Annotated in this window: 15 protein-coding genes; 9 read left to right on the top strand and 6 right to left on the bottom strand. The window is 59.2% G+C overall.

Features of this window, described 5'->3' with window-relative positions:
• Positions 1-364 precede the first annotated feature (364 nt).
• From WH91_RS04450 to WH91_RS04480, 6 genes are all read left to right on the top strand, one after another.
• Positions 365-10,285, top strand: coding sequence for a peroxidase family protein (locus WH91_RS04450; protein WP_052952585.1), 9,921 nt, complete (start codon positions 365-367; stop codon positions 10,283-10,285).
• A 57-nt stretch (positions 10,286-10,342) separates the two neighbouring features.
• A complete protein-coding gene (locus tag WH91_RS04455; protein ID WP_046169811.1) occupies positions 10,343-12,121 on the top strand; it encodes a type I secretion system permease/ATPase in 1,779 nt (592 codons plus the stop codon).
• A gap of 10 nt (positions 12,122-12,131) precedes the next feature.
• Positions 12,132-14,438: a calcium-binding protein gene (locus tag WH91_RS22415; RefSeq protein ID WP_052952586.1), complete on the top strand. Its 2,307-nt coding sequence runs from the start codon at positions 12,132-12,134 to the stop codon at positions 14,436-14,438.
• A gap of 41 nt (positions 14,439-14,479) precedes the next feature.
• Complete coding sequence (locus tag WH91_RS04470; protein ID WP_052952587.1) at positions 14,480-15,829, top strand: HlyD family type I secretion periplasmic adaptor subunit; 1,350 nt, start codon at positions 14,480-14,482, stop codon at positions 15,827-15,829.
• A 189-nt stretch (positions 15,830-16,018) separates the two neighbouring features.
• Positions 16,019-16,681, top strand: coding sequence for a response regulator (locus WH91_RS04475; protein ID WP_046169812.1), 663 nt, complete (start codon positions 16,019-16,021; stop codon positions 16,679-16,681).
• Between the two features lie 423 nt (positions 16,682-17,104).
• Positions 17,105-17,461 carry a response regulator gene (locus WH91_RS04480; RefSeq protein WP_244542426.1) on the top strand — a complete coding sequence of 119 codons (357 nt, stop codon included), beginning with the start codon at positions 17,105-17,107 and terminating at the stop codon, positions 17,459-17,461.
• 28 nt (positions 17,462-17,489) lie between these two features.
• Here WH91_RS04480 and WH91_RS04485 read toward each other — a convergent pair whose 3' ends face one another.
• The 5 genes from WH91_RS04485 to WH91_RS04505 form a co-directional block, all read right to left on the bottom strand.
• Positions 17,490-17,918, bottom strand: coding sequence for a helix-turn-helix transcriptional regulator (locus WH91_RS04485; RefSeq protein ID WP_052952588.1), 429 nt, complete (start codon positions 17,916-17,918; stop codon positions 17,490-17,492).
• 155 nt (positions 17,919-18,073) lie between these two features.
• Positions 18,074-19,000 carry a PRC-barrel domain-containing protein gene (locus WH91_RS04490; protein WP_046169814.1) on the bottom strand — a complete coding sequence of 309 codons (927 nt, stop codon included), beginning with the start codon at positions 18,998-19,000 and terminating at the stop codon, positions 18,074-18,076.
• 68 nt (positions 19,001-19,068) lie between these two features.
• Positions 19,069-19,776 carry a PRC-barrel domain-containing protein gene (locus tag WH91_RS22420; protein WP_052952589.1) on the bottom strand — a complete coding sequence of 236 codons (708 nt, stop codon included), beginning with the start codon at positions 19,774-19,776 and terminating at the stop codon, positions 19,069-19,071.
• A gap of 209 nt (positions 19,777-19,985) precedes the next feature.
• The gene (locus tag WH91_RS04500) at positions 19,986-20,441 is read right to left on the bottom strand and encodes a GNAT family N-acetyltransferase (RefSeq protein WP_046169815.1); all 456 of its coding nucleotides are present in this window, start codon (positions 20,439-20,441) and stop codon (positions 19,986-19,988) included.
• A gap of 31 nt (positions 20,442-20,472) precedes the next feature.
• A complete protein-coding gene (locus WH91_RS04505) occupies positions 20,473-21,570 on the bottom strand; it encodes a zinc-binding metallopeptidase family protein (RefSeq protein WP_046169816.1) in 1,098 nt (365 codons plus the stop codon).
• A gap of 115 nt (positions 21,571-21,685) precedes the next feature.
• Between WH91_RS04505 and WH91_RS04510 the strand changes: the two genes are divergently transcribed.
• The 3 genes from WH91_RS04510 (at position 21,686) to WH91_RS04520 (ending at position 23,087) form a co-directional block, all read left to right on the top strand.
• A complete protein-coding gene (locus WH91_RS04510; RefSeq protein ID WP_046169817.1) occupies positions 21,686-22,042 on the top strand; it encodes an iron chaperone in 357 nt (118 codons plus the stop codon).
• Positions 22,043-22,134: 92 nt separating this feature from the next.
• Complete coding sequence (locus WH91_RS04515) at positions 22,135-22,836, top strand: glutathione S-transferase N-terminal domain-containing protein (protein WP_046169818.1); 702 nt, start codon at positions 22,135-22,137, stop codon at positions 22,834-22,836.
• Between the two features lie 53 nt (positions 22,837-22,889).
• Positions 22,890-23,087 carry a DUF2934 domain-containing protein gene (locus WH91_RS04520; RefSeq protein WP_046169819.1) on the top strand — a complete coding sequence of 66 codons (198 nt, stop codon included), beginning with the start codon at positions 22,890-22,892 and terminating at the stop codon, positions 23,085-23,087.
• A gap of 1 nt (position 23,088) precedes the next feature.
• Here the strand turns inward: WH91_RS04520 and WH91_RS04525 are convergent, their stop codons facing one another.
• Entirely contained in the window at positions 23,089-24,027 is a 939-nt protein-coding gene (locus WH91_RS04525) for an aminoglycoside phosphotransferase family protein (protein ID WP_046169820.1), read from the bottom strand.
• Position 24,028: the final 1 nt, after the last annotated feature.

Here is a 24,028-nt window from a genome sequence, read left to right on the forward strand (position 1 = left end):
CGATCAGTAGACAAACCACGGGACGAACGCGCGTCATACGATAAGGTCAATTCGCCACAGGTTCACCATGATCTGGCGAGCAATCCTATTGTTGCTATCAGAAGTGAAATAGAACCTAAGACCTACGGCTGAGGAAAACATCGGACTAAGGTCTGATGTTTGCACGGACTTCGTGCCCTCTCTATCGCCGGACCTCCTGACCTAACGCTGTGCACCTATAAGCGGGACTATGACCTCAACACTGGGGTCGCTTCCGCCTGCTGTCGTTGACCGCGTTTCGCCGTCGACCGCTTTCAGAAGCATCGAATTTTCGCCTGGGAGCGGCCATCGCGGCCTGCACGCCCGGCGTTTGGGAGAGTAAGTTATGGCAACGTACGAAACGAGTTTTGTCGTCGACATGGGCGACCTGAACAAGATCCTCCAGCAGATCAAGGTTGCCGAGCGCAACGTCGCCGGTGAGAGCCTGGTGGACATTATTGGCCAGGACGCGTCGCTATTGCCAATTGGTCTTAGGACGGTCGATGGCAGCAATAATCATCTGTTGCCCGGTCAAAGCCAGACCGGTGCCGCCGACCAGATTTTCCCGCGCTTGCTGACGCCGGTGTACAGCAATGATGCGGATGGTGACACGATCATGCTCGCGCCTCCGGGTACACCAGGATTTCCAGATGGTCTGTTTGCGACCAACACCAATTACAATCCTACTACCGCTCCGGTCCCTGGGCCGGTCAACTCTCACAGCGTCGTTGACGCCGACCCTCGCATAATCTCGAACCTTATCGTCGATCAAACGCTGACTAACAAGTCGGCGCTGGTGGCGGCATTGCTGGTAGCAGGGGCGGCCGATCCGAGTGCCGCAGCCGATGCAATCTTGGCCGCCAGAGACGCCGCTGCAATATCGATCGCCAACACCGCGACGCACACAGCATATGTCAACGCAGAAGCGGCGGCGGGGCAGGTTCAAACGACGCTCGGCAGCTTGCTTGCAGAACTGGCCACCTTCCGCACTGGCATGAACGACAACATCCTGGATGCTGATGATGCCACGGCAGTCAACAATGCCGCCCAGGCGGCGCACGCAGCAAGTCTCGCGCAGGATGCGGTAGTGGCATCGCTGCAATCCAACTCCGGCGTCTCTGCAGCGGTCGTATCTGAAGCCCAAACGGTGCAAGCGTCCCTGGCGAGCCTCGACTCCATACTGTCTGGTTACGCCCTGCTGACCGCCGGCAGCTTTTCGTTCGCGCAGTTCAACGATCTCGTCAACGCCCAGACGTTGGCGACTGGTATCTCCACGGATGCCACAGCAAATCTGCTTGCACTGTCGCAGGCTGAGACTGGCACGTCGCAGGCTGGTGCTGCGACAGCACTGACGGAACTTATCGAGGCCAATGGCCTCGAGATTTCCTCGGATGGCTCTATCCTGATCGAGCATCGGTCGGCCGACATCGGACTTTCGCCGCCCAACAGCGTCTGGATGGCCTTCTTCGGCCAATTCTTCGATCATGGCCTGGATTTGGTGACCAAGGGCGGCAATGGCACAATCTATATCCCGCTGCAGGCCGATGACCCCTTGATCGCCGGTGCTGATCACATTTTAGGCGGTGCTGGCGCCGCTGATGACCTGCCAGCTCACCTCCGCTTTATGGCTTTGTCTCGGACAACAGGCTTCAATGCGGATGGCACTCCGAGTCCCACAGGCACGGAGTCACAGAATACCACGACACCTTTTATCGACCAGAATCAGACCTATACCTCGTCTGCCTCGCATCAGGCTTTCCTGCGCGAATACCGGCTGACCGTGGATTCGCCTGCCGCGGGTACAGCCTTGGACTCCTATGCCGTCAACACGGGGCGGATGCTGAACGGGGCTAATGGCGGCGTTGCCAATTGGGCAGAAGTCAAAGATCAGGCCAAAGAAAAACTAGGCCTGACTATGGATGACCGCGATGTTCTTGATGTTCCTCAACTCGTGGTTGATGCTTACGGTAAAATAATTCTTGGGGCGAATGGCTTCGCTCAAGTAATGGTCACCGTGATCGAGGTTGTAGCGGGCGTAACATTTACAACATTACTAACTGTCGAAGGTAAGGCTCATGGCCTTGATCTACACAATATCACCCTGGCCGATCTTCCAGCCAGTTTCGTAGCCCATCCGGGTGGAACCTTCGTAGTGCATACAGTCGGAACAGGGCACGCTTTTCTAAATGACATCGCCAATACTGCAGGTCCCGTCGTTATCGGGGGCGCGTTAGCGGCGGATGCTGATAACATAAATGGAAATGCAGTACCGAATGACGGTCAAGGCCATAACACGCAGTACGACAACGAGCTGCTGGACAAGCACTTCATCACCGGCGACGGACGCGGCAACGAGAATATCGGCCTCACCGCCGTCCACACCATCTTCCACTCCGAACACAATCGGCTGGTTGAGGCCAACAAGGACACCATCATCGCCTCGGGCAACCTCGCCACCATCAATGAGTGGCTGGCGCCAGGTGCTGGCGGCGTGCGCCAGGAGCTCGACCAAGCCGAGCTTGACGGGCTCAATGCGCTCTCGGGTCAAGCCAGGGCAACCGCCATCGATGCGCTGAACTGGGATGGCGAGCGCCTGTTCCAAGCGGCGCGGTTTGTCACCGAAATGCAGTATCAGCATCTGGTGTTCGAAGAGTTTGCCCGTCGCATTCAGCCCAATGTCGACCCTTTCGTTTTTACCAACTCCGCGGATCTTAATCCGGCGATCGTCGCTGAATTCGCGCACACGGTGTATCGCTTTGGGCACTCCATGCTGACGGACACGGTCGATCGCTTCGACAGTGATTTGTCACTGGTCAACAGCAACGTCCCCGGAGCGGACGACCCTTTGCAACTCACCTTGATCCAGGCCTTTCTCAATCCTGACGAATTTTCGAAAAGCGGCGTTAACGATGAGGCAGCCACTGGTTCTATCATCCGTGGTATGTCACGCGAAGTGGGCGCTGAAATCGACGAGTTTGTCGTCGAAGCCCTCCGCAATAACCTGCTTGGCCTGCCGCTCGATCTGCCGGCGCTGAACATCGCCCGCGGCCGCGAAACCGGCATTCCCAGCCTCAACGACTCCCGGGCCCAGATTTACGCCATGACCGGCGCTGTCGACGTCAAGCCCTATACCAGCTGGACCGATTTCGCCCAACACCTCAAGCATCCGCTATCAGTCATCAACTTCATCGCCGCCTATGGCACGCATGAGGCGATTACTTCAGCCCTGACACTCGAGGGCAAGCGCTCCGCTGCGACCTTGCTGGTGCTCGGTGATGGCAACAACGCCGATGGCGTGACCATCAATGGCGTGACCTACAGCAATGATGAACGTCTGGCCTTCCTCAATGGATCTGACCTGTACGCGACCGGCGGCAGCGACCCAGCGGCGATTGCTCGACTTGCCGCTGCAGCTATAGGCAGTCTAGGTGGTCTGAATACGGTCGACCTTTGGATTGGCGGCCTGGCGGAAGAGCTCAACGAGTTTGGCGGCCAGCTCGGATCTACATTCAATTACATCTTCGAATACCAGATGGAACACCTGCAGAACAGCGACCGGTTCTACTACCTGAGCCGCACGCAAGGCATGAACCTGCTCAACCTGCTGGAGCCCAATACCTTTACCGATCTGGTGATGCGCAATACCGATCTGGGTGAAATTCACTCCACCCACCTGCCAGCCAATTTGATGTCGGTTGCTGACATGATCCTGGAGCTTGATAACATTCCCGGCCAGGAAAACTACAGCGGCGTTGCTGCACGTGACGGCACGAATCCGGACGATCGCAGCTTGCTCGACCCGGTCTGGGAAGATGCATTCCTGCAGAGTATCGATCCCAAAGTGCTGCGCCTGCAAGGCACTCTGCGTGTCGGGCAAGTTGATGCCGATGGCAAGCCGATTTACGATGGCGGCGTGCTGAAGTTCTCCGGTGGCGAGCACGTTGTGCTTGGCGGTACGGAAGGCAATGACACTCTGATCGGCGACAAGGGCATCGACGCCCTGTGGGGCGACGGCGGCAACGATTACCTCAATGCCGGCATGGAATCTGACCATGTCTATGGCGGCGAAGGCGACGACATCATCGAGGACCCATTTGGCGACGACTTCCTGCGCGGCGAGGCTGGCGATGACGTGATCGTCGCCGACACGGGCCTCGACCTGCTGTTTGGCGGCGAAGGCCAGGATTTTATCATGGGCGTCACTGACTTCAAGGAAGTCTTTGCCGGTCCGGGCAACGACTTCGTGCTGGGCGGAACCGCTCCCGACGGACTATTGGGCAATGAAGGCGACGATTGGTTGGAGGGCGGCGAAGGCTTCGACAGCCTTTCGGGCGAAAACTCCGAACTGTTCTTCGACTCGCCGATCATCGGCCACGACATCCTGAACGGCCAGGGCAACGACACCGACTATGACGGTGAATCGGGTGATGACATCATGGTCCAGGGCGCTGGCATCCAGCGCAATAACGGCATGCTCGGCTTCGACTGGGCGATCCAGAAGGGCGATCCGAATAATGGCGTCATCGATCTGGGCATCTCGCGCTTCCTGACCCAGACGGCCCTGACGCTGCGTGACCGCAACGACTCGGTGGAAGCCGCTTCCGGTTGGAAGCACAACGATACCCTGATCGGCACCAGCGCACCGGTGGGTGCAGTCGGCGTGCAAACCGGCCCGATCGGCGGTCCCCTCACGGACAGCTTCCTGTTGTCACAGAACGTTGCACTGATCCGTAACTTTGAGGATTTCCTCAAGCTGGCGCCCGGCGCCGTCATCGGTCAATCCGCCGCGACCGTGGCGGCAATGGCCGTACGCAACGCGCATTTCAGCAGTCTGACGCCCGACACCACAGTGTTCGATCCTACCGGTGGCGGCGATATTCTGCTGGGCGGTGCCGGTAGCGACACCATCACCGGCAATGCCGGCAATGATCTGATCGATGGCGACCGGTGGCTCAACGTGCGCATCGCCATGCACGACACCAAGGACCTTTCGTCCATACCAGTAACTTCGGTGGACGGCCTAACCAGCATCGTGACCGGCTCCGGCCACGCCGATTGGGATGGCAAAACGCTTGCAGACCTGATGCGCACCGGCAAGATCAATCCTGGCCAGCTGGAAGCAGTGCGCGAACTGATCACGGACGGCGTCCTCGCATCGGATGTTGACGTGGCCGTCTACCACGGAAACCGGGCTGACTTCTCGATCGTGGTCAACGCCAATGGTACGGTCACTGTCACGGACAACGTTGTCGCGCCAATCTTTGACGTCGATGGCGTAACCAGGATCCCACTCCTCGACGATGAGGGCGTAGACACTCTCGTCAATATGGAGCGCATAAGATTTGCCGACGGCGAGATTGCTATCAACAAGCCACCCACCGGCGCTCCTGTCATTAGTGACCTCACGCCGACCGAGGGGCAGCAACTTTCGCTCAATACCGCTTCGATCGCCGATCTTAATGGTCTTGGGGCATTTTCCTACCAGTGGCAGTCATCCGCCAACGGTACGACATGGACGAATATCGCCGGAGCAACAAACTCGACCTTCACGCCACAGGATATCAACCTACTCGGTTTCAACGGGTTGGATGCTCAAGCTGGCTTGATGTTGAGAGCTCGGGTAAGTTTCACGGACGGTGACGGCAACACCGAACAGCTTTTCTCTGCTCCCACTGGCCCCACCGGCGCGAACTGGGCGAGCCCAATTGCCGCTACCTTTAACGGCACGGCCGGTGACGATATCGCCAACGGTTCTAACGGGCTCACCTTCAACAATGTTTTTATTGCTGGCGGTGCCGACACACTTATTGGAAATGCCGGAGACGATCTGCTGATCGGGAACAACGGCATTGACCTCCTGAACGGTGGCACCGGAAACGATACGCTCAACGGTGGCAACCAGACCGACACAGTTACCTACGCCAATGCCTCGGGTTCGGTCAGCGTCAGCTTGGTGACGAATTCTGCTACGGGTGCAGATGGGATCGATACGTTAATCGGCATCGAAAACATCACTGGCGGCGGTTTCAATGACACGCTGACTGGGAATGGGCAGGCCAACGTCCTCACCGGTGCTGGTGGCAACGATAGTGTGACTGGTGGCGCCGGGACTGACACCGCCGTGTTTGCTGGCAACGCGAGCAATTCCAGCTTTGCGTTGTCAGGCGCCAACATCGTCGTCACTGATCTTACCGGAGCGGAAGGAACTGATACTCTTGATTCCATTGAAACCCTGAGTTTTGCAGGGGCCAACTATACCGTGGTGCAAGGCAGCGCCGCAGCAGACGCCAATCTGAATGGTGCCGCGGGCTCCCAGGCGATCTTTGGCTGGGCGGGCAACGACTCCCTCAGCGGCGGCGCCGGCAGTGACATCCTTATGGGTGGAGCCGACAACGACACCATCAATGGTGGTACCAATAACGATCTTATCCTTTGGCGGGCGGGCGATGGACGCGACTTCATCGACGGCGGCGCCAACGTCGACACCCTTCATGTCAATGGCGACGCTAGCGCAGAAACCTTTGCGATATACGCGGTCACACCCGCAAACGTTGCAATACGAACAGCTCTGCAAACAAGCTTAGGAACAACCTTCAACGCAAACACCGAAATTGTCATCACCCGTACCTCCGGGACGGTGACGACGGTCATCGCCGAACTCGACAACATCGAAGAAATCAGCATTAACAATCTGAACGTCACCGCCAATGACGGAGGTGGCCTAAATACTGCTGGCAGCGGCGATACGATAACCGTCTCCGGCGACTTCACCACGACGAGCCTTAACTTCAGCACTATCACGGTGAACGGCACCGCCGGCAACGACACGGTCAACATCGCTTCCTTGACGTCAGCCCACCGTATCGTTTTCCACTCGAACGGTGGCAATGACACCGTCGTCGGCAACCTTCGTCCGCAGGATGTGATTGACCTGGCTCCGGGCTCATCGCTTGCCAGCTACCATTCCACCGTCGATGGTAACGGGACGACCACGTTCTCAAACGGCACTCATTCCATCACCTTTGCCAGCACGGGCACGCCACAATTCGTGGAGAGCGGCCCAAGCAATGGCGGTAACGCGGTCACAGGTGCTTTCGACTATTCCGCATCCGACCTTTCCGGCCTCAAGGCACTGATCAATGGCCAGCAGCCGGCCGGCGGGGACGATGGCCTTACGACGGGCGTGCGAAATCTGTCCGGTCACGGCAACAATATTGCGAACCCGACCTGGGGTTCGGCCGATGAGCCATTCACCCGCATCACCTCGGCACACTACGGTGCGCCTGATGCAAACGGCAATCTGGCGATCAACCCGATCTTTGCGGGGCTCGATCCGCGCAATATCAGCAACATCCTGGGGACCCAGGAGGCTGACCTGCCTCATGCCAACAACGACGCCAATATCTTCTTCATGGCGATGGGACAGTATATCGACCATGGCATGGACTTTCTGGGCAAAGGCGGCAATGGCACCGTGCAGATTGGCGACGCTGGCGGCTCGAGCTCGACCAATCCGGCCGATCTGAGCCGCGGTACGGTGGCTGGCTACGACGCCAATGGCGTTCCGCTTCACATCAACCATACCTCGCCCTTTATCGACCAGAACCAGGCCTATGGCTCCAATGCCCTGGTCGGTGCGCTGTTGCGGGAAGGCGACGGCCAGGGCGGCCTGACCTCCCATCTGCTGCAGGGGAGCGTTGATCCTTCAAACGCCAATTTCAAGCTGCTGCCGACGCTGCGCGAACTCATCGAGCATCACTGGGCCAACAATACGGAGTTTGCGATGCCGGATGGAAGCCTGGTCGCGTTCCAGGCCTACTTCGCCGGTCTGGTCAATTCGAGCGGCGTCATCAACCCGGCCATGCTGCCGGCGATGACCAGCAATTTCATGGGAAGCGGCCATTCGCTGCTGCTCGACACCAACCCCTACATCAACGTGCTCGACCATTATGTGGCCGGCGACGGACGCGCCAACGAGAACTATGCGCTCACCTCGATCCATACGATCTGGGCCCGTAATCACAACTTCCATGTCGATGCACTTGAAGCCGCTGGCTTCCAGGGCACCGCCGAGGAGCTGTTCCAGGCCGCCAAGATCGTAAACGAAGCCGAATACCAGCGAGTGGTGTTCAACGAATACGCCGATGTGCTGCTCGGTGGGCTGCGTGGCGGTGTCGACAGCACTCATGGCTTCGATGGCTATGACCCAACGCTCAACCCGGGGATTTCGCAGGAGTTTGCCGCTTCGGTGTTCCGGTTTGGCCATTCGCTTATCGGCCAGACCATGACCATCCTCGACGCGGATGGAAATCCGACCCAGGTTTCGCTGTTTGACGCCTTCCTCAACCCAAGCAACGACGCCGACGCCTTTACGCTGCCGATGGCGCAATTGAATGCCTATGGGTATTTCCCGCAGCCGGGCTACGAACAGTTCGGCGTCGGCAGCATCATCGGTGGTATCGTTACGCAGCCGGCCGAAGAGGTGGACTTCAACCTAGTCGATGCGATCCGCAATGACCTGGTCCGCATCAACGCCGACCTGTTCGCCTTCAACGAGGCCCGTGGCTGGGACCTGGGCTTGGGCACGCTCAATCAGGTCCGCCGTGACCTGGCCAATTCGAACGATCCCCATGTTCAGGAATCGGCCAGCTATGCTGGCGACCTGTCACCCTATGTATCTTGGGAAGACTTCCAGGCACGGAACGGCCTCAGTGCGACGGTCATCAATCAGTTCCGGCAGGCTTTCCCCGACCTCCTGGTTGCCGCAGCTGACGTCGTGGCATTCGCGGCGATCAATCCCGGCATCCTGGTGATGCAGGCCGATGGCTCGGGCATTGTCAAAGGCATCGATCGCGTCGACCTGTGGCTCGGCGGATTGGCTGAGCAGCACATCAACGGCGGCGTCGTCGGCCAGACCTTCTGGGTGGTTCTGCAGGATCAGTTCGATCGTCTGCAGGATGGTGATCGGTTCTACTATCTGGATCGCGTCGAAGGCTTCGATTTCTATCAGAACTTTGTCGATGGCGAAGGGTTCTCCGACATTATCGCCCGCAATACCGGGCTGACCAATCTGCCGGAACACATCTTCCAGACCGACGAACTCAATGACGGCGCGGACGGTGACGACGGAGAAGATGGTGACGGTACCCCCATCGGTGACGACGAGGATAATGACGACGGCGACGATACCGATGGCGACGGTGACGATCAGGACGACGGAGACCAGGACGACGGCGACAACGGCGATGGCGATGGCGATGCTGACAATGATGACGACGGCGATGATGACGACGGTGAGCCGATAGTACCGGGAGGCGATGGTTGCGACGACGATGACGACGACGATGCCGGTTCAGGCAGCAATAACCCGCTGCCGGTAGGCGGATCGCTCGTCGGTACTCTAGCGAGCGACGTGCTGATGGGTACCGCTGGTGCGGACCTGATCTTCGGCATGGCAGGGACGGACCATATCGTCGCTGGCGCCGGGGTGGACGTGATCACGGCCGATGCAGGCGACGACTTTGTCGGTGCCGGAGCAGGACGTGACATTGTTTTCGGCGGAACTGGCAATGATGATGTGCTGGGCGGTGCCGATGCCGACCTGATCTACGGCGAAGATGGCAATGACCGCATTTTCGGCGATGACGGCAATGACATGCTCGACGGCGGGAACGGCAACGACACCGTGTTTGGCGGCACCGGCAACGACATGTTCATCGGCCATATCGGCGATGGCAACGACACTTACGATGGTGGAGAAGGGATCGACACGCTTGATTTTGGTTCGCTCACGGCGGCCGTTACCGTCGACTTTGGAACCGGCGTCGGGGGCCGCGGCAGCGTAGTGGGTGCCCAGTCTGGCACCGATACTCTCTACAGCGTGGAAAACATCACGACAGGATCTGGGAACGATCGGATCGTCGCCAGCTTGGCGGTGAATGTCATGGACGGCGGCGACGGTAACGACGTCTTCGTGTTCGGCTCAGTGGCTGCTGCTAATGGCGATACCATCCTTGGCTTCGAGGCCGGCGACAAGATCGACCTGTCCGGGATCGACGCCAATGCCGATGTTGCGGGGGTGCAGCGCTTCAGCCTGATCGGCGGCCAGGCGGCGACTGCACCGGCTCAACTGGTGATCACTCATGAAAGCCGCGGCGACGGTGATTTCACCATCGTGTCGGGGAATGTGAATGCGGGAAACGCGGGTGATTTCCACATCGAGCTTGCCGGTAACCACACCCTGACCAACCAAGACTTCAATCTCTAGCACGAGTGGCCCCGGCGGATGTCGGCGGGGCCTCACACAAGATTAGGGATCACTTCCATGACATCGTCAAACTCCAAAGCTCTCGCCGAACACCGTGGCGATCTGATGCTGAAGCGCGAATTCAAGGGCATCGGCGTCTTCCTGTTCTGGATTTCAGGAATTATCAACGTGCTGGCGCTGACCGGCTCGTTCTACATGCTGCAGATTTATGATCGCGCATTGGCCAGCGGCTCTATTCCTACGCTGGTCGCGCTCTCGATCCTGGCGATTGGCCTCTACCTATCGCAAGGGGTGTTCGACATCATCCGCGCGCAGGTGCTGGTGCGCATCGGCGCCCAGCTCGACCGGATCCTGTCGCCAATTGCCCATCGCGTGAGCGTGGACATGCCGCGTTTCGGCTTCTCGACGTCGGAATCGCTGGAGCGCGGGCGCGATGTCGATACCTTGCGCGGATTTATGGGCAGCCAGGGACCGATGGCGCTGTTTGATCTACCGTGGGTGCCACTCTACGTGTTGTTCGTCTACCTGCTGCACCCATTGCTTGGTGCAGTCACCCTGGGCGGCGCCGTTGTTTTGACATTGCTCACCATTCTTACGGAGTTACGATCCCGCAAATTGTCGAGCGCCGCCCAACAGGCAAATGTCGCGCGCGGAACGATTGCGGATTCCAATGCCCGCAACGCTGAAATTCTCAAGGCAATGGGTTTTTCCGGCCGAGCAGTGGCGCGTTACACCGCGGCCAATCAGGAGCATATCCAGTTGCAGACCAAGGCCAGTGACGTGATCGGCACTTTCAGTGCCATTTCGCGGGTGCTGCGCATGTTGTTGCAATCGACGCTCCTTGGCCTTGGCGCCTATCTAACGATCAAAGGACAGATGTCGGCCGGCTCGATTATTGCGGTTTCGGTTGCCTCCTCACGCGCTCTCGCGCCGATAGATTTGGCGATCGGCAACTGGAAGGGCGTGGTGGGAGCCAGGCAGGCATTCAAGCGTTTGCGCGAAACCATGGTTGCACTGGGCAATATGAGCAAACCATTGCCACTGCCGGCGCCGAAAAGCTCGATCAAGGTCGAGAAAATCACAGTTTCGGCACCCTCCAATGGCCGTGTCTTGCTATCTGAACTCAGCTTCGAGCTGAAGGCGGGTCAAGCGCTTGGCGTCATCGGGCCGAGCGGGGGCGGCAAGACGACTTTGATCCGGGCGCTGACGGGCATTTGGCCTACGCTGCGCGGCAGCGTCAGACTTGACGATGCCGAACTCAATCAGTGGGACGAAGAGGTTATCGGAAATTACGTCGGCTACCTTCCCCAGGAAGTGGCTTTGCTCGACGGGACGATTATCGAGAACATCACCCGCCTGGCACCAGAGCGCGACGGCCAGGCGATCGTTGCCGCGGCCAAAGCTGCTGGAGTGCACGATATGATCGTCCGCTTGCCGGATGGCTACGACACTCAACTCGGCCCAATGGGCACAGCCTTGTCAGCCGGCCAGCGTCAGCGGATTGGCCTCGCTCGAGCACTCTATAAGAACCCCTTTCTGGTTATCATGGACGAGCCCAATGCTTTTCTGGATGCCGAGGGCGAGCAGGCGCTTAACATTGCGATCGCCGGAGTTCGGGCACGCGGCGGCATTGTCGTCGTGGTTGCACATCGCCCCAACGTCCTGGCTGAAGTCGATCTGGTCGCGGTCATTCAGAACGGCAAGTTGACGGCCTTTGGCCCAAAAGACCAGATTATCGCTGGACAGCGTGCCGGGGCACCTATCCCTGCCAATCCGATCCCTGCCAATCCGGAGATCGCCCCGGCGCCCCGCAGAAGCGGCGGATCATGGCTATGAGCGTGTCATCATGATTATCGAACCCAAAAGCACGAGACTAAATGCCGAGCCCGTCGAGAGCCGGAAGACCTTCGAAGGCAGGGGCATGGAACGCCTTTCCAAGGTGCCGATGTACTTTGCCCTCCTGATCACAGGGGTGGCAGCCTATCTCAAAAGCGTTCTGCCGACCTCGTTTGAAGTCACCGGCCCGCATTTGGGGCGATACCACCCGGACTCTGATAGCAACGGCAATGCCCTAAGGGACGCTCGCGAATTCGCAGATCTGGCTAGCATGACCGATATGCTGGACGATCTGGAAACTGGCAGCATCGGCGGCGCCGACGATGACGGCCCGGCTAACAGCATTAGTGGCGCCTCGGCTTGGGACACCAATTATATACCTTATGAGAGCCCAACGCTCACTTTTGCCAAGGTCTTCGAAGGCCTTGGGACCACTCACAACTTCTTCCCTGCCGCATTCGGGTTTGCGGCTTTTAACGACAATCGCGGCAACGGGGGATCCAGGGATGGTGGGGGCGGCGTTGCTTCTACGGCTTCGGGCACTGGCGGTGGCGGCGCTGGCGTTTCCGGTGGCAGCGGCGATACCACAAGTCCGGGCGGTGATCACGATGATGGTGGTGACGGTAGCAATGGTGGTGGTAACGGGAGCAACGGTGGCGGCACCGGTGGCAATGGTGGCGGCAATGATGGACCTCGCAACAATCGGGCACCAACGGTCCTGGGGCCGGTCCGTCTCAACGATGTGTTTGCCGGCCAGGTCGTCCTGATCGCTTTGAGTCAGTTGCTGTTCGGCGCGGCCGATGCGGACGAAGACCCGCTGACGATCATGAATTTGAGCGTGAGTGGGACCGCGGTCACCCATGTCCAGGGCGGCTGGTCGCTGGCGACACTTTCCGGAACGCTTGGCCGCGTGGAATTTTCTTATGACATTAGCGATGGCCAAGCGGTGGTGCGCCAGACGGCCTATCTCGACATTGTCCGCCACCGTGTTTCCCTGACGCCGAATGACGACCTTTATGTCGGGACGCCTTATGACGACGATGTGGACGCGTTGGCTGGTGACGACATCGTCGATGCGCTTGAAGGCGACGATCTGGTGCATGGTGGCGCCGGCAACGACCACATCAATGGCGGAGCGGGGCACGATCATCTTTATGGCGACGCGGGCGACGATGTGATTTTTGGCGGCTTTGGCAATGACCTGATCTGGGGCGGTGCGGGCAATGACCGCCTGTTCGGTGACGCCGGCGACGACACAATTTTCGGAGACGATGGGGACGATTATGTAGCCGGCGGCATCGGCGACGACATCCTGCATGGTGGTTCGGGCGATGACGCCATTGTTGGCGAAGACGGCAATGACATACTGCTGGGTGACGCCGGCGACGACCAAATGGACGGCGGCGCCAGCGATGATGTCCTGCAGGGCGGGGAAGGCGGCGACAGGCTTCTCGGCCAAGCCGGTAACGATGTGCTGCTTGGTGAAAGCGGCTGCGACCTGCTGCGGGCTGGCGATGGCGAAGACTATTTATCGGGCGGTTCTGGGGGGGATCGACTTTACGGCGATGGCGGCAATGACATTCTCGCCGGTGATAGTGGTAACGACTACCTCGATGGTGGCGCCGGCGACGACACCATTGATGGCGGCGCCGGGTGCGATACTCTTGTCGGCGGGTCCGGAGCCGACCGCATGACCGGTGGTCAGGGCGATGATGTGGTCAATGCAGGCTGGGGAAATGACACCATTATCGCCGATGCCGGCGATGACCACATCGATGGCGGGGAAGGGTCCGACACGCTCGATTTTTCAACAGCATGCGACGACGTCACCGTGGACATGGTTGCTGGCAGGATGCGGAGCGAGCACCTGGGCGAGGATTGTTTCAGCAACGTTGAAAATATTGTGGGTGGGGCCGGCGACGATCTCTTTATCGTCAATGCCAATCTAAAAGTCAGTCTTTCGGGCGGCGGCGGGCACAACCTGTTCGTATTCGAGAGGGCCAATGGCACCCCGTCGGTAAGCGCGACTGTTGTACATGACATCCTGGACTTCGTGGTGGGGGATCGAATTCTGGTCAAGGATTACGACATAAGCCACCAGTCGGAACGCGCCCAGGACGACTTCTTCAAGGTAGTCTACGAACACGACAATGACGACTGGCTGAGATCGGACCTGCCGGTGATAGTGACCTACGAGCGCCTGAATAATGTCGATCACACCATTATCCAGGCCGACATGAACCGTGACTCCATCTTCGAGGTCAAGATCGACCTTGTTGGCGTCCACATTCCCTTAATGGCCGACTATCACGCCTGACAAATTTTCCCTTCAAACGCAGCGTAGCGCGGAGTGACCCGATGACAACGATGGACATTACGACTTTTCCAGGCACCGGCCGGACACTGCGGTCGAGAAAAGCAAAGCCGGATCCAGCCTTTTCAACGCGCGGACGGGTGGTCTGGGGCGTCTTGTTTGCCCTGTTTCTAGTGGTCGGTGTCGGAGGCTGGTCGGCGACGGCCAAGTTGTCCGGAGCCATCATTGGATCTGGCACCGTGCTGGTCGATGAAGATGTCAAAGTACTGCAGCACATCGACGGCGGGGTTGTGCGCGAAATTGCCGTGCGCGTTGGCGATGCTGTTACGGCGGGGCAGGTTCTCATCAGGCTGGACGACGTGCAAATCCGTGCTGAACAAAGCATCATCAATGGCCAAATGGCTGAACTCATCGCTCGCGAGGCACGCCTGCTCGCAGAACGCGACGGGACGGAGGCGATCGCTTTTCCTGATAACTTCCTAAGTCTGTATCCCGGTGCTGACGCTATCGCGCGGGGCGAGCGCCAACTGTTCGAAGGCAACAAGGTCAACCTTCAATCGCGGGAACAGCAATTGCGACTTCAGGCAAGTCAAATGGAACAGGAGATCAGTGGGCTGACCTTCCAACGAACGGCCCTGACGACTGAGCTTGGACTGGTGACCGAAGAGCAAGTACGGGTCAAGCCATTGGTCGATAAGGCGCTCGTGGAAGCCGCCCGTCTCACAACCCTCGACCGCGACATCGCTCGCATGCAGGGTCAAGAAGGCGAGCTGGATGCCAATTTGGCCCGCAGCCGGTCCCGTGTCAGTGAAATTGCACTGCAAGTTCTCGCCCTGCGCCAGACAATGCGAACCGACGCGCAACGCGAATTGCGAGACATACAGGCCAAGGTGGCTGAGCTCACGGAGCGGTTACGCGCCGTGGACGAGCGTTTTGCGAGAACAGACATCCGCGCGCCCGTTGCCGGAACTGTAAACGAGCTCATGGTCTCAACACTCGGTGGCGTCATCACGCCGGCGGAACGCCTGCTCACCATCGTGCCGGTCGATGCGGAACTTAAAATCGAATTTAGGATTGCCCCTAAAGATATTGATCAGATTTCGCTCGAACAGCCGGCTAAGCTGAGGTTTTCAGCTTTTAACCAGCGCACGACGCCCCAGATCGACGGACGGATAGTGCGCGTGTCTGCCGCGGCTCAAAAGGACCCACAAACCGGCGAAAGCTACTACTTGGGCGAAGTTGCCGTAACTGGAGACATTTCTGTTTTTGGCAGCAGGGGGCTCGTGCCGGGCATGCCAGTGGAAGTGTTCGTGCAAACTGATGAACAGACAGCAATCGCCTACTTCACCAAGCCGTTCACTGATCAAATAAATCGGACTTTCAAGGAGGAATAAGCCAGCTTGCGGGCGCTTTCGCGGACGCTGAGCGGAGACGTCCCTGACCGGTCAGGACAATCAGAGGTGGCGCCAGCGTTAATCACAATTTTAAGATGACGCATCATTTATTTTTACTTCTTTAATAATCGGTTATGATCTCCGTAGTTCACCGGAGAGAGGGTTGCCAGAGATGGCAACGCCGCCGTGATGCAAAAACTATCTATCGCGTTTGCTGACGATCATCCTGTTCTCCTTCGTGGGATGTCTGGGCTTTTTGCCGAGCACGACAATTATGTGATTGCTGGCCAAGTGAGCAGTGCAGACGCGGCTATTGCTCTGGTACTCAGCAAACACCCTGACATTCTGATCACCGACCTCAGTATGCCGGGCGACGTTTTTGGGGCCATCGGTAAGATAGCGCTTCAAGCCCCACTGACCCGGGTAATTGTTTTTACAGCCTTTTCCAGTGTGGAGTCCGCACTAAAGGCGCTGAGTGCCGGCGCTGTTGGCTTCGTGCTTAAAGGAAGTCTCTGCGAAGAACTATTCGAAGCTGTGACGACCGTTCGCACTGGCGAAGTTTACATAACCCGCCAATATGCTGCCCAAGTTATGGCGGGCTTGCGCGACGAAAATCGCCGTCGCTCGCTTAATGCAGCGATCCGGTTGAGTGTCCGGGAAAAACAGATTGTCGGCCAGTTGCTCCAGGCGCGGACCAACAAAGAGATTGCTGAAGTCTTGAAGATAAGCGAAAAAACCGTCAAGCATTACATGACGTCGTTAATGTCTAAATTACATGCTCGAAACCGTGTCGAAGTCGCTGTTGCCGCCCAAAAAAACAACGAATTAGAGAGAAGCTCCGCATCAAATTAGTTAATCCCATTTGGGTGGCGGTCGTTTCTTCAATCTCGGCAGTGCGCAGTTGCTGCAATAGTCGATCAACACTTTTTTATGGACGCGGGTAAGCTGTAACAGTCTTGGCGGCTGCAGCCCGGCGCCCGGCCTATTGCACCGAACTGACCGCCCATACGCTCGAGGCAGCACTTGCGGCCGCTGACAGGGCGTGCCGCTCAGAACATAAATGCCATCATGCATGCTTTTTCAAAGCACGATGCCGACTTCTCGCGCGCTGGCGCCTTGCTACAAACCGTTCTCTGTCCAAGGAGGCGCGACTTCGGCGACCCGCTAAATCAAGCGGAAAGACCAATTGCAGGCCGTGCAACCTAGCCTCACTGGTAGCGGCTTAGAGCTATGGACAACTCTTTAAACTGCGACATCAGACCTTTAGCGCTTGTGGTGGATGACGACCCGCTGGTTCGGATCGACTTGGTCGATATGTTGGATGACCTCGGTTTCAACGTTGTGGAAGCGGATTGCGTCAGCGCCGCCTTGGCCTTCCTGCAGACGGGCGGCGAGCGGGTCAGTTTCCTGCTCACTGACGTGCAGATGCCAGGTTCGCGTAATGGCGTGACGTTGACAAACCGTGTCAGTTTCGTTTGGCCTCATATCCGCATTTTGGTCACGTCGGGCGTCAGCCAGCCTGCGGTCGGAGAACTGCCATTCCAAGTGCAGTTCATCGCCAAGCCGGTAACGCCGCTGGCGCTGATGGCCTATGTGGACAAACTTACCTCACCGACGCCGCCGCCCACCTAAATCCAAGACCAATGAAAATCTTGCGTTTTTAGGTTGTTGTGAGCTGGCGCCGGCCGAGTTCGGCCAAGTAGTCGCGTAACAGGGAGGCGCGGCGGGGGCGAAAGCTCGCGCCCGTGGTTTCGAGGTGGCTGATCCGCTCCAGGCGGAACATGCGGAAGGCTTCTCGCAGGCAGCACCAGGCGAGCAGGGTCAGCGCGCCTTGGGTATACATCACCGCCAGCGGCAGCACCTTGCGCTCGGTCGGGGCTTTGGCTTTGTCGGCATAATGGATGAACAGCGCGCGCTCCTGCCAGCATGCCTTGCGGATGGCGTCGATATTGTCGGGTGTGTGGCGGGGGTCGGGGCGATAGACCTGCGAGATGGCGTGTAGCAGGTGCTGTTCGCGGTCGTCGGGCAGGGTAGCGGCAACCTTGGCCAGCACAGAGGCGGCAGCCTTGGCCAGTGTCGGATCGCCCATGTGCTGCAGCCGATTGAGCCGTCAGGTTGGTCGCCGCTATATGGCATGCTCAAGGACCGGTTTGGCGTGACCTGGGTGATGGATGTTGCCGTGGCTTACGGCGGGTAGGGACGCTCTCACCTCTCCCTTGCGCGGAGAGGTGAAGCGTTGCCGCCTTAAGGTGTTATGACCATGCGTTGGGTTGCGCGCTGGGCGTCGTAAGTCGTCGCGTCGAATTCGGGCTGAACTTCAAGCTGTTCGCGCGAGGCGTTGATGAACAGATAGCGGTTGCCGAAAGTGTCCGACGAGAAGGCGAGATTGTCGAAGCCGACTGCAACCGGCTTGGCGCCGAGGCCGAGGAAGCCGCCCACGTCGACGATGACGGCATCGAAGCTGCCGTCTGCATTGGTCAGAATGTCGCCAATGGTGCCAATCTGCTCGTCATTGATGCCATATACGCCGATGCCGCGCAGGTCGTCGGCGGTCAGTTCGGTTTCGTCGAAATCGGAAAAGCCGCTGCGATCGAGAGGCGTGGTGATCGGCGTGCGGTTGGGCTGGTCGGTGGTCAGAGCGGGATCGACAGGCGCGGCGTTGGGATCGCCATCGACCAGCTGGTCTTCTTCTTCCTGAGGACTAAGCGCCGGCTCGCCAGTCGCTTCTTCGCTGTCGGACCAGATGAAAGCGGGGGCTTCGGTCAGCGTCTCGGCGGTGGTTTCGAGCACCCAGCGGCGCGAGCCATCTTCGCGCGCCCGCCATGTAAGCTGGGAGAAATTGACGGCCACGCTCTTTTCGCCGACGCCGAGAAAGCCGCCAACGCTGATCACCACGGCAGAAATGCCCTGGCCGGAGGTGACGACCATATCGGTGATAGTGCCGATCTCTTCAGCATCATCCTCGATTGAGGAATGCACCGTCTGGCCCAGCAACTGTGTGATCAGAACGTCTTCACCGCCGGTCGCATAGCCCTGCGACAGCACCGTTGGCGGGGTGAGCCCGCTTTGTTCCAACTCTGTCGGAGCGGTTGTGACAGCGGGTGCTTGCGCAAATGTGGGGGATGCCAGCAGCAGGGCAAGCAGGGAGGCAGTGAGGGTGGGGCGCAGCATGGCAGTCTCCTTTGACGCAAAAGGGCCGGCCCGAGGGCCGACCCTTCAACAAGACAATCCGCGAGGGATTAGTTGGTTGCCGGGGCAGGTGCCATTGCGCCGCCATCAACTGGAGCCGCAGGAGCCATTGCACCGCCATCGGCCGGGGCCATTGCACCGCCATCAGCGGGGGCCACCGTTTCGCCGTTGGCATCGGCAGGTTCATCTTTTTCCCAGACGAACTCTGGAGCAGCGGTCAGGGCCTCAGCCGTGGTTGGCAGCACCCAACGCTCGGTATTGTCGGCAGCGACGGTGAATTCCAGTGACTGGAAATCAACTGCAACGGACTTTTCGCCGATGCCGAGGAAGCCGCCCACGCCAATGACCACAGCGGAAAGATGGCCGCTTTCGTCAAACACAAGGTCAGTGACATTGCCGATTTCTTCGGCGTCATCGCCGGCAGACGAGTAGACTGCCTGGTCGATCAGCTCGGATGCCAGGTTATCGGTGTCGACAGCGGTGTAGCCGGCCGACATATCCCATGGCTCATCGACGTCGGTTTCTTCCATGGCGCCCGATTCAACCGGCGCTGCATTTGCGGCCGGGGCCGTCGTGCCTGCGGCGGGAACCGCATCAGTGGCGGCGGGAGCGGCGGGGGCTGCAGTCGCCGGAGCGGCTGGTGCAGCAGGAGCTGAAGTCGCTGGAGCGGCCGGTGCAGCAGGAGCGGCGTCCTGCGCGATGGCGCCAGTGGTGAGCAGGGCTGCAAGGGCCGTAGTGGCCAGAAGGGTGCGGATCATAGTAGGCTCCGTTTGTTCATTGTTAAAGTGAACGGGCCGTGCGGTGCAAAACTTGCCGGTAGAGTACCGTGCGGCCCATTTTATGTTTTGACAACGTTGCCAACTGCGCAGACGTTCCGAGCAGTTTTGCCGCAGTAATTGAAAAGACCGGCGCTGGATTGGCGACAAGGAGCCGGGGTCTTCGTGTGGCAGAGTGGCTTAAACGCCTGCTAGCCGGTCAATTGCGCGGTTTCGCGGTCGTAACTGCGCATGGCGCGGTGTGGCATGCCGCCGTCCTGGAATTCGGGGCCGAAGGCCGCAAAACCTAGTTTTTCGTACATGCCGAGCTTGTCGGACTGCGCCGTGAGATAGAAGCGATCGCGGCCTTTGGTTTTGGCCTGTTCCATCGCGGCAAGCATCATCTGTTTGGCGATGCCGTGGCCCCGAAAGGCAGCGCGCACGGCGACGCGGCCGATTTTGATGTGCTCGGGCTTGTCGATCAACCGCAGTGTGCCGACCACTTCGCCCTCGACGACAGCGACGAAATGGGTTGCCGTCATATCGTCGGCGTCGTGTTCGTCTGCCTCGGGGACTTTCTGTTCCCAGACGAAAACTTCACGGCGCAGCGCGAAGGCGGCGTTGCAGAGGGTGGAAAATGGCGGAACGATCAAGACGGTGATTTTCATGGCCGATTGATAGCCAGTCGCCGCCGGGCTGTCATCCCACAGCGTCCAGTCTCGCCATCTGTGCCTGCACCGGCGCGCCGTGCACTAATGAATTGACGAAGGCCAGCTTCTCGATCACCTGCGGCGTGAGAATGAACGGATAGGCGTCCGGGTGCCCCATGGCTCGATTGAGGCTGTTGAGCATGCTGGCCATGGGTATCCAGTAGTCGATGATCAGGTCGAAATTGGGCTCCATGTAAGGGTCAAAGCGGATCGGATCGACCGTCAGGTGGTCATCCTGGGTGCGGGGGCGGGCGCGCACGCCGAAGGCGCCGGCCATTTCCACGGTGTCGGTGATGTGCAGATAATGAGCGAAGGTTTCGGCGAAATCCTCCCATGGGTGGGCGGTGGCATAGGCGCTGATATGGGTCCGCGACCAGCCTATCGGTGCGCCATTGGCGTAGTAGCGTTGGAGCGCCTGGCCATAGTTGGCAGAGGCGTCGCCGAACAGGATGGTGAAGCGCAGTCGGGCCGCCTGGCCGTCGACCAGCAGGTCCCAATAATGGTGCCCGATCTCGTGACGGAAATGGCCGAGCAAGGTGCGGTAAGGTTCGCCCATGCTGGTGCGGCGGGCCTCGCGCTCGGCATCGTCGGCTTCAGCCAGGGCTATGGTGATAATGCCGTTGTCGTGTCCGGTCATCACCGGCATGCCAACCGACACCGGCATATCCGCTAGAAAGCGGAAGGACAGGCCATGCACTGGATCCTCGTTTCGGGTTTTCAGAGGCAGGCGCAGGCGCTCCAGCGAATAGAACAGGCGCTTCTTGGCGCGTTCGATCACCTGCCAACGGCTCAGATTGGGCGGGTTGGCAATATCGGGGATGGTCTCGTTGTGGCGGCAGGCGGCACAATAGATGTCACCACCCGGCACGGCGCGGATCAGCCAGTTGCAGGCGCCGTGATGGGCGTTCTCACAAAACACATAGGCATCGTCGGGAAAGGCGGGCGTCGACCAAAGCCCGCTGCTTTCGACCAGCGAGACCAATGCATTCTTGTCGGGCAGATAGCCGAGCTGATGCCCACAGCGCTCGCATGAGGCATTCTCGAAATAGACGGTATTACCGCAATGATCGCAGACGAACAGTTTCATGCGAGACCCCGGTTGACGCTCGCGAACAATGGCCGGCACTGACGGTGGTTCCGGCAGCTACGCAAGTTGTTTGCCGGGGGTTGCAAGTGCCTTCAATTGAGGGGAGACATTTGTCATGCCCGCCAAATTTAACACCGTGGATGCCTATGTCGCTGCATTGCCCGATGGCGTGCAAGAGATCTTCGCGGCCTTGCGCGAAACGATCCTTAAACTGGCGCCGGCAGCCGAGGAAGTTATCCGATATGACATGCCGGCCTGGCGACTAAACAGCACGACCGTAATCCACGCCGCGGCCTGGAAATCCCATATCGGCCTCTATCCGGTCTACCGCGGTGATGCCGATTTCGAGTTTGCCATCGGGCCATTCCGGGACAAGAAAGACACCGTGAAATTTCCCTACAAGAGGCCCATGCCGTTCGAGCTCGTCGAGCGGATCGTCAGGGTGCGGCTGGAATTGGACGCACGGCCATGAGCCTGCAATTTACGCAGCAGCAATGCGCTGCAGGGTGATTGCCAAGCTGGCGATCATGGTATGGATGCCGCGCCTTTACGGAGCAGTAGACCATGGCCGACCTTTCCAGCTTTCCCCTCACCAAGATCTGGCCGGCGGCCAATCCGGACGTGATCCAGTTGTATTCCTTTCCCACGCCGAACGGGGTCAAGGCCTCGATCATGCTCGAAGAAACGGGCCTCGCCTATGAGGCCCATGCCGTCAACATCATGAAGAACGAGACATGGGGCCCCGAATACCTCGCGCTCAATCCAAACGGCAAGATCCCGGCGATCATCGATCCCAATGGCCCGGGCGGTAAGCCGCTACAGCTGTTCGAGTCGGGCGCCATCCTGATCTACCTGGCGGAAAAGACCGGTCAGTTCATGCTGGCCGATCCGGCCAAACGCTATGAGACCATCCAGTGGGTGATGTTCCAGATGGCGGCGATCGGACCGATGTTCGGCCAGCTTGGCTTCTTCTACAAATTTGCCGGGAAGGACTTCGAGGACAAGCGTCCGCGCGATCGCTTTGTCGCTGAATCCAAGCGCCTGCTCGGCGTGCTGGAAAGCCGGCTGACCGGGCGCGACTATATCATGGATGAGTATTCCATCGCCGATATCGCCCTGATCGGCTGGGTGCGCGCCTTGACCGTGTTCTACGGCGCCGATGAAATCCTAGAATACGCAAGCCTCAAGAACGTGCCGGCATGGCTTGAGCGCTGCCTTGCCCGCCCGGCTGTGCAGCGTGGCCTCGAAATTCGGGCGCGCGGCTAAGCAACTCCTCCGCCCGGCTTTGCATTGGAGTCGTGCAGAGACAGGAGGCCGACATGCATACCAAACACGAGGACGACATCCGCGACCGCGCCTATGCGCTGTGGGTGGAGGCTGGCTCGCCTGACGGGCGGGATGACGAATTCTGGCATCGTGCCGAGAGCGAGTTGGCAGAACAGGGCGATCTGGACAGTTCGGAAAGTGCGAGCGGCATCGCTCAGCCGCCGTTGGTGGCAGGCCTGCCAATCCACTGAATTACATGACCAGCAATGCTTCGGCGACGCGAAGGAATTCGCGTCCCGATTCTGGATTGCCGATTTCAAGCATTAGCAGGCCGGTGGAGACGCGCTCGATATAGGCCCATTGCCAGATCGGCTCGGCCGGCACCTGGGTATATTGCGTCAAAAGGCGAACGCGGGCACGGGCAATATTGTGGGCGTTGCGGCCTTCCAGCCCATCGTTCCAGGCGCGCAGCAGCACTCCCAGATCATAGGCCGGATCGATGGCAAGGCCATCGGGATCGACGAACTTGAACCGCACCGGGTCGGTTCCGGGCAGGACCAGCGTATTGGCCGGATGCGGATCGCCATGCGCCAGCACGGTGGCTTCTGGGCGATACAGGGCGGCGCGCTCTCGGCAGTAACGCAGGGCGGTTTCAATCACCGATGAGGGGCATGGCTGGCCGCCGCGCTCCCACATGGCCAGAATATCGGCGGCAAGCTGATTGGCCTTATCGGCACCGGTCAGATACTCACCGCCCAGCGGCACTGGCATCCAAGCTTCGATCAGCGTGGCGCACATGATGTCGATCTGCTGCGGATAGGGCAGTTCAAGCGTATCGAGACTGGAGCCGAGCTTTTCCAGCAGCATCGCATTGCGGCTGGCGTCGTGCTTTAGCAGCCGGGCATAGCCTTTGCCATGGGCACGCAACAGCATATCGGTCTCGTGGCGGGCCAAGCCGCTATCGGGGGTGGCGACCTTGATGACATAGACGTCGCCCGTGGTGTCGGTGGCTTCGGCAACATAGGCAGCGCTCCCGCCCTCCAGGGCCTCCCCAATGGTCAGCGACCAATCCTGCTCCAAGCTGGCCAGCACCGTGTCGAGACCGGCTAGCCAGGCTTCGCCGCGCGCGCCTTCGGACATGGCACGGCGCTGCACCGGCTCGGGGACTGAAAATCTGCTCCCTGGCTCCATG

Origin of the sequence: Devosia psychrophila, from assembly GCF_000971275.1 — a bacterium.
GTDB lineage: Bacteria > Pseudomonadota > Alphaproteobacteria > Rhizobiales > Devosiaceae > Devosia > Devosia psychrophila.